This window comes from Mycolicibacterium chubuense (genome assembly GCF_001044255.1).
GTDB lineage: Bacteria > Actinomycetota > Actinomycetes > Mycobacteriales > Mycobacteriaceae > Mycobacterium > Mycobacterium chubuense.
Genome location: NZ_JYNX01000034.1, coordinates 1 through 14,157 on the forward strand (window position 1 = coordinate 1; position 14,157 = coordinate 14,157).

The 14,157-nt window shown below is 69.7% G+C and carries 14 protein-coding genes and 1 tRNA gene; 2 read left to right on the forward strand and 13 right to left on the reverse strand.

Annotated elements, in window-relative coordinates:
* Positions 1–91: 91 nt before the first annotated feature.
* Positions 92–168: transfer RNA gene (locus MCHUDSM44219_RS10910), tRNA-Pro, on the reverse strand.
* A 104-nt stretch (positions 169–272) separates the two neighbouring features.
* On the opposite strand from MCHUDSM44219_RS10910, the gene MCHUDSM44219_RS10915 reads away from it, so the two are divergent.
* Complete coding sequence (locus tag MCHUDSM44219_RS10915; RefSeq protein WP_048418271.1) at positions 273–1,754, forward strand: cryptochrome/photolyase family protein; 1,482 nt, start codon at positions 273–275, stop codon at positions 1,752–1,754.
* On the opposite strand, the gene MCHUDSM44219_RS10920 is transcribed toward MCHUDSM44219_RS10915, so the two are convergent.
* From MCHUDSM44219_RS10920 to MCHUDSM44219_RS10955, 8 genes are all read right to left on the reverse strand, one after another.
* Positions 1,734–2,648 carry a sulfite exporter TauE/SafE family protein gene (locus tag MCHUDSM44219_RS10920; protein WP_048418272.1) on the reverse strand — a complete coding sequence of 305 codons (915 nt, stop codon included), beginning with the start codon at positions 2,646–2,648 and terminating at the stop codon, positions 1,734–1,736. The genes MCHUDSM44219_RS10915 and MCHUDSM44219_RS10920 overlap by 21 nt on opposite strands.
* A gap of 198 nt (positions 2,649–2,846) precedes the next feature.
* Entirely contained in the window at positions 2,847–3,614 is a 768-nt protein-coding gene (locus MCHUDSM44219_RS10925; protein ID WP_048418444.1) for a sulfite exporter TauE/SafE family protein, read from the reverse strand.
* Between the two features lie 25 nt (positions 3,615–3,639).
* Positions 3,640–5,058: a ribosome biogenesis GTPase Der gene (gene der, locus MCHUDSM44219_RS10930; protein WP_048418273.1), complete on the reverse strand. Its 1,419-nt coding sequence runs from the start codon at positions 5,056–5,058 to the stop codon at positions 3,640–3,642.
* Positions 5,055–5,741 carry a (d)CMP kinase gene (gene cmk / locus MCHUDSM44219_RS10935; RefSeq protein ID WP_048418274.1) on the reverse strand — a complete coding sequence of 229 codons (687 nt, stop codon included), beginning with the start codon at positions 5,739–5,741 and terminating at the stop codon, positions 5,055–5,057. The genes der and cmk overlap by 4 nt, the downstream gene beginning before the upstream one ends.
* A complete protein-coding gene (locus MCHUDSM44219_RS10940; protein ID WP_048418275.1) occupies positions 5,738–6,481 on the reverse strand; it encodes a pseudouridine synthase in 744 nt (247 codons plus the stop codon). The genes cmk and MCHUDSM44219_RS10940 overlap by 4 nt, the downstream gene beginning before the upstream one ends.
* A gap of 2 nt (positions 6,482–6,483) precedes the next feature.
* Positions 6,484–7,194 (reverse strand): SMC-Scp complex subunit ScpB, encoded by a 711-nt coding sequence (gene scpB, locus MCHUDSM44219_RS10945; RefSeq protein WP_048418276.1) that lies wholly within the window; start codon positions 7,192–7,194, stop codon positions 6,484–6,486.
* Between the two features lie 17 nt (positions 7,195–7,211).
* On the reverse strand, positions 7,212–8,027 hold the full coding sequence (locus MCHUDSM44219_RS10950; protein WP_048418277.1) for a segregation/condensation protein A: 816 nt from the start codon (positions 8,025–8,027) through the stop codon (positions 7,212–7,214).
* On the reverse strand, positions 8,024–8,896 hold the full coding sequence (locus MCHUDSM44219_RS10955) for a ParA family protein (protein WP_048418278.1): 873 nt from the start codon (positions 8,894–8,896) through the stop codon (positions 8,024–8,026). The genes MCHUDSM44219_RS10950 and MCHUDSM44219_RS10955 overlap by 4 nt, the downstream gene beginning before the upstream one ends.
* A 136-nt stretch (positions 8,897–9,032) precedes the next feature.
* Here MCHUDSM44219_RS10955 and MCHUDSM44219_RS10960 point away from each other — a divergent pair, with 136 nt between their 5' ends.
* On the forward strand, positions 9,033–9,830 hold the full coding sequence (locus tag MCHUDSM44219_RS10960) for an O-methyltransferase (protein WP_048418279.1): 798 nt from the start codon (positions 9,033–9,035) through the stop codon (positions 9,828–9,830).
* On the opposite strand, the gene xerD is transcribed toward MCHUDSM44219_RS10960, so the two are convergent.
* From xerD to MCHUDSM44219_RS10980, 4 genes are all read right to left on the reverse strand, one after another.
* Positions 9,781–10,740, reverse strand: a complete 960-nt coding sequence (xerD, locus tag MCHUDSM44219_RS10965) for a site-specific tyrosine recombinase XerD (RefSeq protein WP_048418280.1) — start codon at positions 10,738–10,740, stop codon at positions 9,781–9,783. The two genes, MCHUDSM44219_RS10960 and xerD, sit on opposite strands and share 50 nt — an antisense overlap.
* Positions 10,737–11,372 (reverse strand): NUDIX domain-containing protein, encoded by a 636-nt coding sequence (locus MCHUDSM44219_RS10970; RefSeq protein WP_048418281.1) that lies wholly within the window; start codon positions 11,370–11,372, stop codon positions 10,737–10,739. Before MCHUDSM44219_RS10970 ends, xerD begins: the two co-directional genes overlap by 4 nt.
* Entirely contained in the window at positions 11,365–13,134 is a 1,770-nt protein-coding gene (locus tag MCHUDSM44219_RS10975; RefSeq protein ID WP_048418282.1) for a CTP synthase, read from the reverse strand. The genes MCHUDSM44219_RS10970 and MCHUDSM44219_RS10975 overlap by 8 nt, the downstream gene beginning before the upstream one ends.
* Before the next feature lie 72 nt (positions 13,135–13,206).
* Complete coding sequence (locus tag MCHUDSM44219_RS10980) at positions 13,207–14,148, reverse strand: copper transporter (protein ID WP_048418283.1); 942 nt, start codon at positions 14,146–14,148, stop codon at positions 13,207–13,209.
* Positions 14,149–14,157 lie beyond the last annotated feature (9 nt).

Sequence of the window (14,157 nt, forward strand, 5' to 3'; positions counted from 1 at the left end):
CAACCCACCGGCGCACCCAAAGGCCCCAAACGGAAAAAGCCGCAGACCTAAAGTAGGTCCGCGGCTATTCCGATGTCTTGCGACACCACAATGGTCGGGCTGACAGGATTTGAACCTGCGACCACTTGACCCCCAGTCAAGTGCGCTACCAAGCTGCGCCACAGCCCGCGGTGCCTCCCGGGATCGCCGGTAGGCGGTCGAAAGCCTACCTCAGCCACCGCCCCGGATCCCAACCGCCCGGCCCTGTCACCGCCGACGCCTACCGTGGAGGAATGACTGACGACACCCCGCTGTGGCTGTTCGCCGATCAGCTCGGTCCCGCCGTCTACGGCGGTGAGCACGCCCACCGCGAGGTGCTGCTCGTCGAGGCCACCTCGGCGCTGACCAAACGCCGCTACCACCGGCAGAAGCTGCACCTGGTGCTGTCGGCGCTACGGCATGCCGAACGCGATCTGGGTGACCGCGCCACGTTGATGAAAGCGGACACCTACACCGACGCGCTGACGGACTTCAAGCGCCCCGTGCTCGTCCATCAACCGACCTCGCACGCCGCCGAACGGTTCGTCAACCGGCTCCACGAGCAGGGTCTGGTCGCAGACGTCCTGCCGACACCGACGTTCGCGTTGCCGCGCAAGGACTTCGAGGAGTGGGCCGGACAGCGCACCCGGTTCCGGATGGAGGACTTCTACCGGGGCCAGCGGCGCCGCTTCGACGTGCTGATGAACGGCGCCGACCCGGTCGGCAATCGATGGAACTACGACGAGGACAACCGCGAGGCCCCGCCGAAGAAGCAGGACCACCTCGACGTGCCCGCCCCGTACAAGCCGCGTGAGGACGACATCGACGAGCAGGTCCGCCACGACCTGGACCAGATGGAACTGGACACCGTCGGCGCCGACGGACCCCGCCTGTTCGCCGTCACCCCCGCCGAGGCCAAGCGGGCACTGACCCGCTTCATCGAGCACCGACTCCCGTTGTTCGGACGCTACGAGGACGCCATGATGGGCGGCGACTGGGCGATGTCGCACTCGCTGTTGTCGGTGCCGCTCAATCTCGGTGTGCTGCACCCCCTCGACGCCGTGGAGGCCGCCGAGCGCGCCTACCGCGACGACAAGGCTCCGCTGGCCGCGGTCGAGGGCTTCATCCGGCAGATCCTCGGCTGGCGGGAGTACATGTGGCACCTGTACTGGCACTTCGGCCCCGACTACACGGAGAAGAACGAGTTGAAGGCCCACACCCCGCTGCCGCAGTGGTGGGCCGACCTGGACGCCGACACCGTCACTGCCCAGTGCCTGCACCACGCCCTGAAAGGTGTCCGCGACCGCGGCTGGACCCACCACATCCAGCGGTTGATGATCCTGGGCAGCCACGCATTACAGCGCGGCTACCGGCCCGACGAACTCACCGAGTGGTTCGCCACCACCTACGTCGACGGCTTCCGGTGGGTGATGCCGACCAACGTCGTCGGCATGAGCCAACACGCCGACGGTGGCCTGCTGGCCACCAAGCCCTACACCTCGGGCGGCGCCTACATCAACAAGATGAGCGACCACTGCGGCGACTGCGCATACGACCCGAAGAAACGCCTCGGCGACAATGCCTGCCCGTTCACCGCCGGCTACTGGGCCTTCACGCACCGCCACCAGGACCTGCTCGCCAAGAACATGCGCACCCGGCGGGCGGTGTCGTCGATGGAACGCCTCGGCGACCTCGAGGCCGTCCTCGAACAGGAGTCAGCGCGCGACCGATTCTGAGCTGACGTCCAAGGCGGTGACCGGCGCCGTTCTCGGCGCTCGCGACACCCGCCACGCGTAAACCACCAGCGACGCCCAGGCCACGACGATCAGGGAGTAGATCGCTGTCGACCACGGCCACTGGATGTCGAAGAAGTGCACCAGTTTCTGGCTGTTGGTCAACACGATGACACCACCGACCGCGGTGCCCAGCAGCGCCGGGCTGATCCGGCTGACCAGCCAGGCGGCGATCGGCGCGGCGATCACGCCGCCGAGCATCAGCCCGACCACCACCGGCCAGTTGTCGAGGAACTGCCGTCCCAACCCGATCAGGAAGCCCACCGACGCCGACACCGACACCAGGAATTCCGAGGCGCTCACCGATCCGATCACGGTTCGTGGCGCGGTCTTGCCCTGAGACAGCAGCGTGCTGGTGGTCACCGGACCCCATCCGCCGCCGCCCGACGCGTCGATGAAACCACCGAAAAGACCCAGCGGCGCAAGGAATCTCACGCCGTGCCGGGTGCCCCGGCCGTCGACGGCGATCGGCGTACGCAGCGAGAAGCGCAGCAGCACGTACACCCCGATGGCGACCAGGATGGCGGCCATCAGCGGCGCCGCGTGCTCGGTGGACAGCGACGACAACACCGTCGCACCGAGAAACGCCCCGACCGCCCCGGGCGCTCCCAGTTTGGCGACCAGCGGCCAGTCGATGTTCTTGAACCTCCAGTGCGACAGCCCGGAGGCGAGCGTGGTGCCGACCTCGGCGAGGTGCACAGCCGCGCTGGCCTGGGCGGCCCCGACGCTGGAGAGCACCAGCAGCGTGGTGGCGGTGACGCCGAACGCCATGCCCAGGGCGCCGTCGACGAGTTGAGCACCGACACCGACGAGCGTGAAGATCAGGAGCGAACGCATGATTGCCTTCGGAGAAAGCGGTCACCGTGGGCGACCGGACGGATGGGGGCGCGTCAGGGACGCGAACAACACCATTCGTCGAACGCCATCACGCGGCGGGACGGCCAGAAAGGCTCGAGAGCCGACACGTCAGACGGTGCAGGCGCCACCAGCACGCAGTCGACCATCGAACACCCCATCCCCTCGGATCCGGTAAGCCTACACAGTCAACAGCCGGTACAGCCCGATCAATCCCACCACCACGATGACCGCCCGCAGCACGTTCGGTGACAGCCGGCGACCGTAGTGCGCGCCCAGGAATCCGCCGATCAGCGAGCCGAGCGCGATGAGCCCCGCCGCTGGCCAGCTGATCCGGTCGAACGCGACCGTGGTGTACGCGACGGCCGCGACGATGTTCACGAGCAGCGACAGCAGGTTCTTCGCGGCGTTCATCCGCTGCATGTCCTCGGGCAGCAGCGCCCCCATCGCAGCGATCAGAAGGATGCCCTGGGCGGCCGTGAAGTAGCCGCCGTAGACACCGACCGCGAACGTCGCCGCCACCAGCGCCGTCATCCGCGCACCGGAGATGTGGTGAACCGAGCGACCCGACGCCTCTGCCCGTCGCCGCACCCACGTCTGGATGCGCGGCCCGATGACCACCAGCGCGAGCGCCAGCACCAGCAGCACCGGGACGACCCGGGTGAACACCTTCTCGGGGAGGTGCAGCAGCAACCATGCCCCGCAGCCGGCGCCGATCAACGAGGCCGGGATCTGCCAGCGCAGCCGGTGCCATTGACCGCGCAACTCGCGCCGGTAACCCCACGTCCCGGACACTCCCCCGGCGACCAGACCGACCGCGTTGGACATCGTCGAGGTCACCGGCGGATAGCCCAGCGCCACCAGGGTCGGGAACGTGATGAGGGTGCCGGAGCCGACGAGCGCGTTGATGGCGCCGGCGCCGACGCCCGCGAGGGCGATGAGGATCATGTCGACGACGGGCACTCGACTCACCCTATCGGCGCTTGGCGCCCCTCTTTTCGCGCACCCTCACGTTGATGCGGATCGGGCTGCCCTCGAAGCCGAACGTCTCCCGCAGCCGGCGCTCCAGGAACCGGCGGTAGCCGGCCTCCAGGAATCCGGAGGTGAACAGCACGAAGGTCGGCGGCCGCGCGGTGGCCTGGGTGGCGAACAGGATCCGCGGCTGCTTGCCGCCCCGCACGGGCGGGGGCGTCGCCGCGACGACCTCTTTGAGGAACGAGTTCAGCTGCCCGGTGGTGATCCGCTTGTCCCATGACGCCAGCGACGTCTCCAGCGCGGGCACCAGCTTCTGCACCGCCCGGCCCGTCTTCGCCGAGATGTTGACCCGGGGTGCCCATTGGATCTGCGCCAACTGCAGGTCGATCTCGCGGTCGAGCAGGTAGCGGCGATCCTCGTCGACCAGGTCCCACTTGTTGAACGCCAGCACCAGCGCCCGGCCCGCCTCGATCACCATCGACAGCACCCGCTGATCCTGTTCGGTCAGCGGCTGGGAGGCGTCGATCAGCACGATCGCCACCTCGGCGGCGTCGATGGCGCCGTGCGTGCGCACCGAGGCGTAGAACTCGTGGCCGCTGGCCTGCCCGACCTTGCGCCGCAGCCCGGCGGTGTCGACGAAGCGCCAGAGCTTGCCCTCCATCTCGATGAGCGAGTCGACGGGGTCGACGGTCGTGCCGGCCACATCGTGCACCACCGACCGTTCGTCTCCGGAGAGCCGGTTGAGCAGCGAGGACTTCCCGACGTTCGGCTTGCCCACCAGCGCGACGCGGCGCGGGCCGCCGCCCCCGCCACCCATCTCCGAGATCGCCGGCAGTTCCTCGAGGACAGCGTCGAGCAGATCGGCCACCCCGCGGCCGTGCATCGCGCTGATCGGGTGCGGCTGACCGAGACCCAGTGACCACAGAGCGGCGGCGTCGGCTTCCCCGCGGTCGTTGTCGACCTTGTTGGCGGCCAGGAAGACCGGCTTGCCGGAGCGCTGCAGGATCTTGGCGGCGGCCTCGTCGGCGGCGGTGGCCCCGACCACCGAGTCGACGACGAACACGATCGCGTCGGCGGTGCGCATCGCCACCGACGCCTGCTCGGCGACCAGCTGCTGCAGACCCTTCGCGTCGGGCTCCCACCCACCGGTGTCCTGCACCACGAATCGTCGGCCCGACCAGGACGCGTCGTAGGAGACGCGGTCACGGGTCACGCCCGGGATGTCCTGCACGACCGCTTCCCGTCGCCCGAGGATCCGGTTGACCAGCGTGGATTTACCGACGTTGGGGCGCCCGACGACGGCGAGCACCGGCGGCGGCGACGACGCCTCCTCGATCGCCTCTGCAATGCCCTCTGCGGCCTCAGTCCATTCCTTCCAGTCGCCCTCGTCGACCCACGTGCCGTCACCATCGCTCATCGGGTCGCACCGGCTTTCTGTTCGACGAGTTCGGTCAGGTGGCCGATCACCTCGTCCTGGGTCATGTCGCTCGTGTCGACGACCACCGCGTCGTCGGCGGCGCACAGTGGCGACACCGCCCGGGTGGAGTCGAGGTGGTCGCGGCGCTGGACGTCGGCGAGCACGGCCGCGTAGTCGTCGGGCAGGCCGGCCGCGACGTTCTGGTCGTTGCGCCGCCGGGCCCGTTCCTCGGCCGAGGCGGTCAGGAAGATCTTGACGTCGGCGTCCGGCAGCACGACCGTGCCGATGTCGCGGCCCTCGACGACGACGCGTCCCGGCCCGTCGGCCAGGGCCCGCTGCAGCGCGACCAGCCGGCTGCGCACCTCGGGCACCGCCGAGACCGCCGACACGGCCTTGGTGACGGCGTCGCCGCGGATCTCCGCCGACACGTCCTCGCCGGCCAGATAGGAGCGGTCCTCACCGGGGTCGTGCCCGACCGCCAGGTCCACGTCGCCGACGGCCGCCGCGATCGCCGCGGGATCACCCACGTCGACGCCGCGGCGCAGCACGCTGAGCGTGACGATGCGGTACATCGCGCCGGTGTCCAGATACCGGGCACCCAGCGACGTCGCCAATCCCCTTGCCACCGTGGACTTTCCGGTACCAGCCGGACCGTCGATCGCGATCACCGTGGTACGGCTCACAGTCCCACCGCCTTGTACAGGTCGCCGATCTCCTTCTGGGTCAACACCCGGATGCTGCCCGGCCGCTGGTCGCCGAGCGTGACCTCGCCGATGTCGGTGCGGACCAGCTCCTGCACCGGGAAGCCCACCTCTGCCAGCAGCCGGCGCACGATGCGTTTGCGGCCCTCGTGCAGCGTGACCCGCACGAGCGATCTCCCGGGCACCGTGTCGACCACCGCGAAGTCGTCGGCCCGCACCGGCCCGTCGTCGAGCTCGACGCCCGCCCGGAGTTTTTTGCCCAGCCCGCGCGGCACCGCGCCCATCACCGTGGCGAGATAGGTCTTGGGTACCTCGTAGGAGGGGTGCATGAGCCGGTGCGCGAGTTCCCCGTCGTTGGTGAGAAGCAGCAGGCCCTCGGTGTCGGCGTCCAACCGTCCGACGTGAAACAGTTTCTTGTTCCCGCGGACCCGGTGCTCGACCAGGTCACCGACGCAGGGGCGGCCGCGGTCGTCGGACATCGTCGAGTGCATCCCGCGCGGCTTGTTGATCGCCAGGTAGACGCGATCGTCGTCGACCGCGATGCGCGCACCGTCCACCCGGATCAGCGATGCCTGTGGGTCCACCCGGGTGCCGAGTTCGGTGACCACCACGCCATCGACCTCGACGCGGCCGTCACGGATCATCTTCTCCGCGACCCGGCGGGACGCGATTCCCGCCTGGGACAACACTTTCTGCAGACGCACGCCGTCGTCGTCGGTCATCGTCAATCTCGATCCACGTCGAAGGAGGCCCCGGCCTGCGGGGTGGGTGTGCCGTTGAGCTTCATGAAACGTGGCTCTTCACTGAGGGTTTCGCTGATGTCGTCGATGACGTCGACGTCGGGCAGCAACGGTGCGATGTCGGGCAGGTCGGTCAGCGACGACAATCCGAGGCGTTCCAGGAACAGCTCGGTGGTGGCGAAGGTGACCGCGCCGGAGTCCGGATCGGTGCCCGCCTCGGTGATCAGTCCGCGCGCCAGCAGTGTGCGCATCACCGCGTCGACGTTCACGCCGCGCACGGCGCTGACCCGGGCGCGTGTCACCGGCTGACGGTAGGCGACGACGGCCAGGGTCTCCAGCGCGGCGCGGGTCAGCCGGGACCGGGCGCCGTCGAGCAGCAGCTTCTCTACATAGGGGGCGTAGCGGGCGCGGGTGTAGAGCCGCCAGCCGCCGCCGGCCTCGCGCAGATCGATCCCGCTGGCCCGGGCCGCGAAGTCCGCGGCCAGCACGCGCAGCCGCTCGGAGATCCGGCCGGACGCCTGGTCGGTGGCGGTGGCCAGCGCGTCGACGGGCACCGGGGTGTCGACGACGAGCAGCAGTGCCTCGAGCACCGCATCGAGTTCGGCGTCCTCGAGTTCGGCGGTGTCGGGGTCGGTGTCGGGCTCGGCGTCGAGTTCAGCGCCGGGCTCGGTGTCTACGGGAAGATCTTCTGTCATCGTCTTTCTGTTCCGCGTTATTCGGCGTCCGCGGTCGCCAACTGCTCGCTGTTGGGCCGCTCCCCGGTCCACGAAATCTGGAGCACACCAAGCGGTTCTGACTGGTCGAATGCTACCGCCCGCGCCCGATACAGTTCGAGCAGCGCCAGGAAGCGGCCGACGATCTCCATCGGCATCCGGCAGTCGGCCACCAGATCGGCGAACGACGCCCAGTGGCCTATCCCCCGGTCTTCGAGCTGCGACATCAGGTTGGCGGCCTGCTCGGGCACCGACACCGGCACCTGGTGCAGGTGTTCGGTGCCCACGGTCGGCACCGGGCGCGGGGTGAACGCGGTGGCCGCGATCTCGGCGAACCGGGCGGCGTCGACGCCCAGCATCACCTCGGGCAGCAGTTCGGAGTAGCGGTCTTCCAGCGCCACGGCGCGGGGGTAGCTGCGCATCGCCGCGGACTCCAGCTCGGCGAACATCTCCGCGACGTGCTTGAACGCGCGGTACTGCAGCAGGCGGGCGAACAGCAGGTCGCGCACTTCCAGCAGCGCCAGGTCGTCTTCGTCGTGCACGTCGCCGGCGGGCAGCAGCCGGGCCGCCTTCAGGTCCAGCAGAGTGGCCGCGACCACCAGGAACGAGGTCGTCTCGTCCAGGCCGAGCCGGCTCCCGATCTCCTTGGTGTAGGCGATGAACTCGTCGGTGACTTGGTGCAGCGCCACCTCGGTGACGTCGAGCCGGTGGGCGAAGATCAGTTGCAGGAGCAGGTCGAACGGGCCCTCGAAATTGCTCAGCCGAACCTGGAATCCGGGCTTGGTCGACTCCTCGGCGGCCGGGGGCCCGCTCACGCGCCGAACCGGTGGATGACCTCGCGTGCCAGGGCCCGATATGCCTCGGCCCCAGCCGATTTCGGCGCCCAGGTGGTGATCGGCTCGCCGGCCACACTGGTCTCCGGGAAGCGCACGGTGCGGGTGATCACGGTGTCGAACACCAGGTCGCCGAAACGCTCCACCACACGGGCCATCACCTCGCGGGAGTTGACGGTGCGCGGGTCGTAGCGGGTGATCAGGATCCCACTGATCGACAGCTTCGGGTTGAGCCGGTCGTGCACCTTCTCGACGGTGTCGGTGAGCAGCGCCAGGCCACGCAGCGAGAAGTACTCGCATTCGGTCGGGATGATGACGCCGTCGCTACAGGCCAGCCCGTTGACCGTGAGCAGACCCAGCGAGGGCTGGCAGTCGATGAGCACGTAGTCGTAGCGGTCGAGCACCGGATACAGCGCGCGGGCCAGCGACTGCTCCCGGCCCACCTCGTTGACCAATTGGATCTCAGCCGCCGACAGGTCGATGTTGCTGGGCACCAGATCCAGGCCCGGCACGCGGGTGGTCAGCAGCACCTGGTCGATCGACACCCGCGGCTCGACCAGCAGGTTGTAGACCGTGTTCTCCAGCTCGTAGTGCGGCACGCCGAGGCCGGCCGACAGCGCGCCCTGCGGGTCGAGGTCGACGAGCAGGACGCGGCGACCGTACTCGGCGAGGCTGGCGCCCAGATTGATCGTCGAGGTGGTCTTGCCGACCCCGCCCTTCTGGTTGCACATCGCGATGACCTTGGCCGGTCCGTGGGAGCTGCGCGGCGCGGGATCGGGGGTTTCGCGGGGAAGGCGGCCGGTCAGGCCGGGTGTGGGTGCGGGATCGATGGTGCCCGTGTCGTCGCTCATACCGGACCGTCGCTGGTCAGGCATCCTTGCGGCGTGGCGGACATCGCGGCAAGTTTAACGGTGAGCATCGCGCCGGTGAGGCAGACCCGCAGGCAAGATCGCCGCGAGTGTGCGGCGGCTTCCTAAGCTGGACCGCATGGGACTGACTCAGCGGGTGCCGGTGTTGCGCTGGGCGCGCCTGGCCCTGGGCATGCCGTCGTTCGTCCGCACCGGCCAGATCGGTGATGGGCGGGAAGCCGCCTGCGCCGCGTTCGTCGAGTCCACCGCCCCGCGCGGGGACATCGACGCCGCGCTCTCGGCGATCGACACGTTCGCCCGCCGGGAGGCGATGCTGGTGAACATCGGCGACGAGAAGGGTCCGCTGCTCGACGCCGCGGTGCGCCGGGCCGCACCGGCGCTGGTGCTGGAGCTCGGGACCTACTGCGGGTACAGCGCACTGCGCATCGCGCGTGCGGCACCCACCGCTCGCGTCGTGTCGGTCGAGTTCTCCGCCGCCAACGCCGACGTCGCCCGGCGCATCTGGACCCACGCCGGCGTCGCCGACCGCGTCACCTGCGTCGTCGGCACCATCGGCGACGGTGGCCGCACCCTGGAGACGCTGACCTCCGACCACGGCGTCGGCGCGGGCAGCGTCGACGTGCTGTTCATCGATCACGACAAGAACGCGTACCTGTCCGATCTGCGGACGATCCTCGACCGCGGGTGGCTGCACCCCGGCTCCGTCGTGGTCGCCGACAACGTTCGGGTGCCGGGCGCGCCCGGGTACCGGGCGTATATGCGCCGACACGAGGGCACCCGGTGGCGCACCGTCGAACACAAGACCCACGTCGAGTACCAGTCGGTGCTGCCCGACCTCGTCCTGGAGTCGGAGTACCTCGGGCCCGCTACCGCGCCCGGGGATGGGCGCCCGCCCACACCTCGCGCAGCGCGTTGACGGTGACCATCGTGTAGATCTGCGTGGTGGTCACCGACGCGTGACCCAGCAGTTCCTGCACGACGCGCACGTCCGCGCCGCCCTCGAGCAGATGGGTGGCGAACGAGTGGCGCAGTACGTGCGGTGACACGGTGGCGGTGATGCCGGCCCGGTCCGCGGCGTCCTGCAGCACCTGCCAGGCGCTCTGCCGGGACAACCGCCCGCCGCGGGCGTTGAGGAAGATCGCCGGGGTGCCGCGGCCGCGCCGGGCCAGGTCGGGACGCGCCCGCACCAGGTAAGCCTCCAGGGCGGCCACCGCAGGCCGGCCGATCGGGATCAGCCGCTGCTTGCCGCCCTTGCCGCGCAGCAGCACCGACCGGGCGTGCAGGTCGATGTCGTCGACGTCGAGCCCGACGGCTTCGGAGATGCGCGCGCCGGTCGAGTACAGCAGTTCCAGGAGCGCCCGGTTGCGCAGCGTCAGCGGCCCGTCGGCCTCGCTGTCACCGCCCGAGGCCTCGAGCAGCGCGAGCACCTCGTCCAGCGACAGGCTCTTGGGCAGCCGGCGGCTCGGGGTGGGCGGTTTGACCTCCCGCGCGACGTCGAGGGCGGCGATGCCTTCGGCGGCGGCGAACCGGTGCAGGCCGCGCACCGCGATCAGCGCCCGCGCCGCCGACACCGCCGAGAGCGCCGGCACGCCGTTGTCGGGGTCACCGAGGCGCAGCGCGACCAGGAACTCACTGACATCGGCCTCGGCCGCGCCCGCCAGATCCGACACACCCCGCGAGGTCAGGTGCTCGGCGTAGCGCCGCAGATCGCGCCGGTAGGAGCTCAGCGTGTTCGCCGCCGCGCCACGTTCGATCGCCAGGTGGTCGAGGTAGCCCTGGATCTGACCGTCCAGCGTGGAGCCGACCGACGAGAACGTCTGGGTCACGCATGTCCCTTCCGCCGTGCGAACGCCGTGGGCCTGTCGGTCCACGGCGCGTCGACGGCGCGCAGCGCATCGATGCCGGGCATCGCGTGCGCGGCCAGGATGCCGGCGACGGAGATCGAATTCACGATCTCCCCCGAGTACACCTTGGCGACGGCCTCGTCGAGCGCGACACGCTCGACGGTGAGGTCGGCTTCTTCGTGTTCGGATTCCGGGCGGCCGACGTCGCGCAGCCCGGTCGCCAGGAACACCCGCACGCTCTCGTCGCTGAAACCGGCAGCGGTATCCAGGTCGACCAGCGTGTGCCACGTCTCGGCGGTCAGTCCCGCCTCCTCGGTGAGCTCGCGCGCGGCGGAGACGTGCGGCGGCTCGCCATCCATGTCCAGCAGCCCCGCGGGCAGCTCCCACAGCCGCCGGCCGAACGGGTGCCGGTACTGGTAGACCAGCACGACGCGGCCCTCGTCGTCGAGGGCGACCACGGCCACCGCGCCGTAATGCTCGACGATCTCGCGGCGCGCCGTCGTCCCGCCCGGCATCCGCACCTCGTCGGCGCGCAACGCGAAGATGTTGCCGACGTAGAGCGTCTCGGACGCGGCGACGGTGAAGTCGTGATTGCCGGGCTCCCCGTCAGCCACGGGCCGGGGCGTCTTCGAGGGTGTGCTCGACACCGTTGGCCGCCTCGGTCTCGGTGTCCTCGTGGTCGGGGATCTCGGGCATCTCGACCGGCAGCCGTTCGGCGTTCTTGTAGTCCAGCGAGGCTCCGACGAACGCGACGAACAGCGGGTGCGGCCGGGTGGGCCGGCTCTTGAGCTCCGGGTGGGCCTGGGTGCCGACGAGGAACGGGTGCACCTCGGGGGCGTACTCGACGAACTCGACGAGGTGGCCGTCGGGCGAGGTGCCCGAGAACCGCAGGCCGCTCTCGGCGATCTTGTCGCGGTAGGCGTTGTTGACCTCGTAGCGATGCCGATGCCGCTCGGACACCTCGGTGGCCTGATAGGCCTGCGCCACAATCGATCCCGGCGTCAGCGCGGCCGGATACGCGCCGAGCCGCATCGTGCCGCCCAGGTCGGCCTCGCCGGCGACGATGTGCTGCTGGTCGGCCATCGTGGAGATCACCGGGTCCGGGGTGTCGGGATCGAACTCCGCCGAACTGGCTTCGGTCAGTCCGACCGACCGCGCGGCCTCGATGACGATGCACTGCAGCCCCAGGCACAGGCCCAGCACCGGCAGGCCGCGCCGGCGGGCGTACCGGATCGCGCCGATCTTGCCCTCGATGCCCCGGATACCGAAGCCGCCGGGGATCAGCACCCCGTCGACGTCGGCGAGTGCGGCGGCCGCGCCGGTGTCGGATTCGCAGTCGTCGGAGGGCACCCAGCGCATCTCGACGCGGGCGTGGTGGGCGAAACCGCCGGCGCGCAGCGCCTCGGCGACCGACAGGTAGGCATCCGACAGGTCGATGTACTTGCCCACCAACGCGATTCGCACGGTCTCGCGCGGCTCGTGCACCCGTCGCAGCAGGTCGTTCCACTGCGTCCAGTCCACGTCGCGGAACGGCAGGTTGAGCCGCCGCACCACGTAGGCGTCGAGCTCCTCGCGGTGCAGCACCTTGGGGATGTCGTAGATCGACGGCGCATCTGGGGTCGAGATGCACCCGTCGATGTCGACGTCACACATCAGCGCGATCTTGTTCTTGAGCGGTTCGGGCACGTCGCGGTCGCACCGCAGGATCAGCGCGTCGGGGCTGATGCCGATGCTGCGCAGCGCCGCCACGGAGTGCTGGGTCGGTTTGGTCTTCAGCTCACCCGACGGTGCCATGAACGGCACCAGGGAGCAGTGCAGGAAGAAGCAGTTCTCCCGGCCGACTTCGTGACGCACCTGCCGGGCGGCCTCCAGGAACGGCAGCGACTCGATGTCGCCGACGGTGCCGCCGATCTCGGTGATCACCACGTCGGGCCGGTTGCCGTCGGCGTCGGCCTCGGCCATCGCCAGCACGCGGTTCTTGATCTCGTCGGTGATGTGCGGGATGACCTGCACGGTGTCACCGAGGTACTCGCCGCGCCGCTCCTTGGCGATCACCGACGAATACACCTGTCCGGTGGTCACATTGGCGTAGCCCGACAGATTCCGGTCGAGGAAGCGCTCGTAATGGCCGACGTCGAGGTCGGTCTCCGCGCCGTCCTCGGTGACGAACACCTCACCGTGCTGGAACGGGTTCATCGTGCCCGGATCGACATTCAGATACGGGTCGAGCTTCTGCATGGTCACCTGCAGACCGCGGGCGGTGAGCAGTTGACCGAGGCTCGAGGCGGTGAGGCCCTTGCCGAGGGAGGACACCACCCCACCGGTCACGAAGAGGTGTTTGGTGGCTGTCTGCGGGTGCTTGCGCAACGGCTTCATTTGGCCTGGCACGGAACCCCACCCTAACACCGTCTCCGACACCGCGTCGCTGACACGCGGGCGGCGGGCCGCCTATTGCGGCACGGTGACGGCGGAGGCGCCCTGCCCGCTGCCGTACTGGCCGGGTTTGCCGTTGTTGATCAGTGCGCTCAGCGCCAGCACGGTGGTGATCCGTCCCGACTCCCGGTCGACGTCGTCGACAGTGCTGACCGTGCTGGTCAACGCGCTGTCCGAGCGTGCGACCGCTACCGCGGAGGTGCCGGAGGCGGCGCCGTCGCGGCCGGCGAGCACGACGCCGGAGCCGTGGGGTGCCAGACCCGCCGCGAACCGGGCCACGGTGGCGCCCTGGTTGCCCGCGTCGTCCCCGAGCGCGCCGCCGGTGACGATCAGTGCGGTGTTGGCCGCCCCGATGCGGTCGGCGCCGTAGGTGATGAAGCCGGTGTCGCGCAGCGCGGTCAGCACGGTGTCGCGCTGGTCGTCGTTGACGGGTGGGAGCTTGGGGTCCCTGTTGATCAACAGCGCGATGCCCAGGAGGTCACCGGCCTGCGAGCCCTGGTCGACGGTGGTGGTGCTCAACTGGGTGCCGGCGGGCACGATCGGTGAGTTCACCACCGACAGCAGCTTCTCGGCGGAGTTGGCGTCGACGAACTCCTGGGTCAGGCCGACGGTGCCGGTGACGGTGCCGCCGGCCTCGCTGACGAGTCGGGAGAGTGCGTCGACGTCGTCGTCGGCGGCATCGGGCGTGCGGAACAGCACCACCGATTTGTCCGCGAGGGTGCCGCGCAGGATCCGCGGCGCCATCTGGGCATCGAAATCGCCTGCTGCGCTTAGCTTTTCGTTCAGCGCGTTGCGGTCGTTGGTCAGCGAGTCGATCTCGGTCTGCATCTGCGCCTTGTCGTCGCGCAGCCCGGACAGCACGGTGTTGGACAGCAGCCCGGAGCCCAGGGCGATGCCGATGGCCAGCGCCAGGAACACGGCGGCCAGCGAGATGGCGTGCGAACGCAGCGAGATCACGGCGGTTGT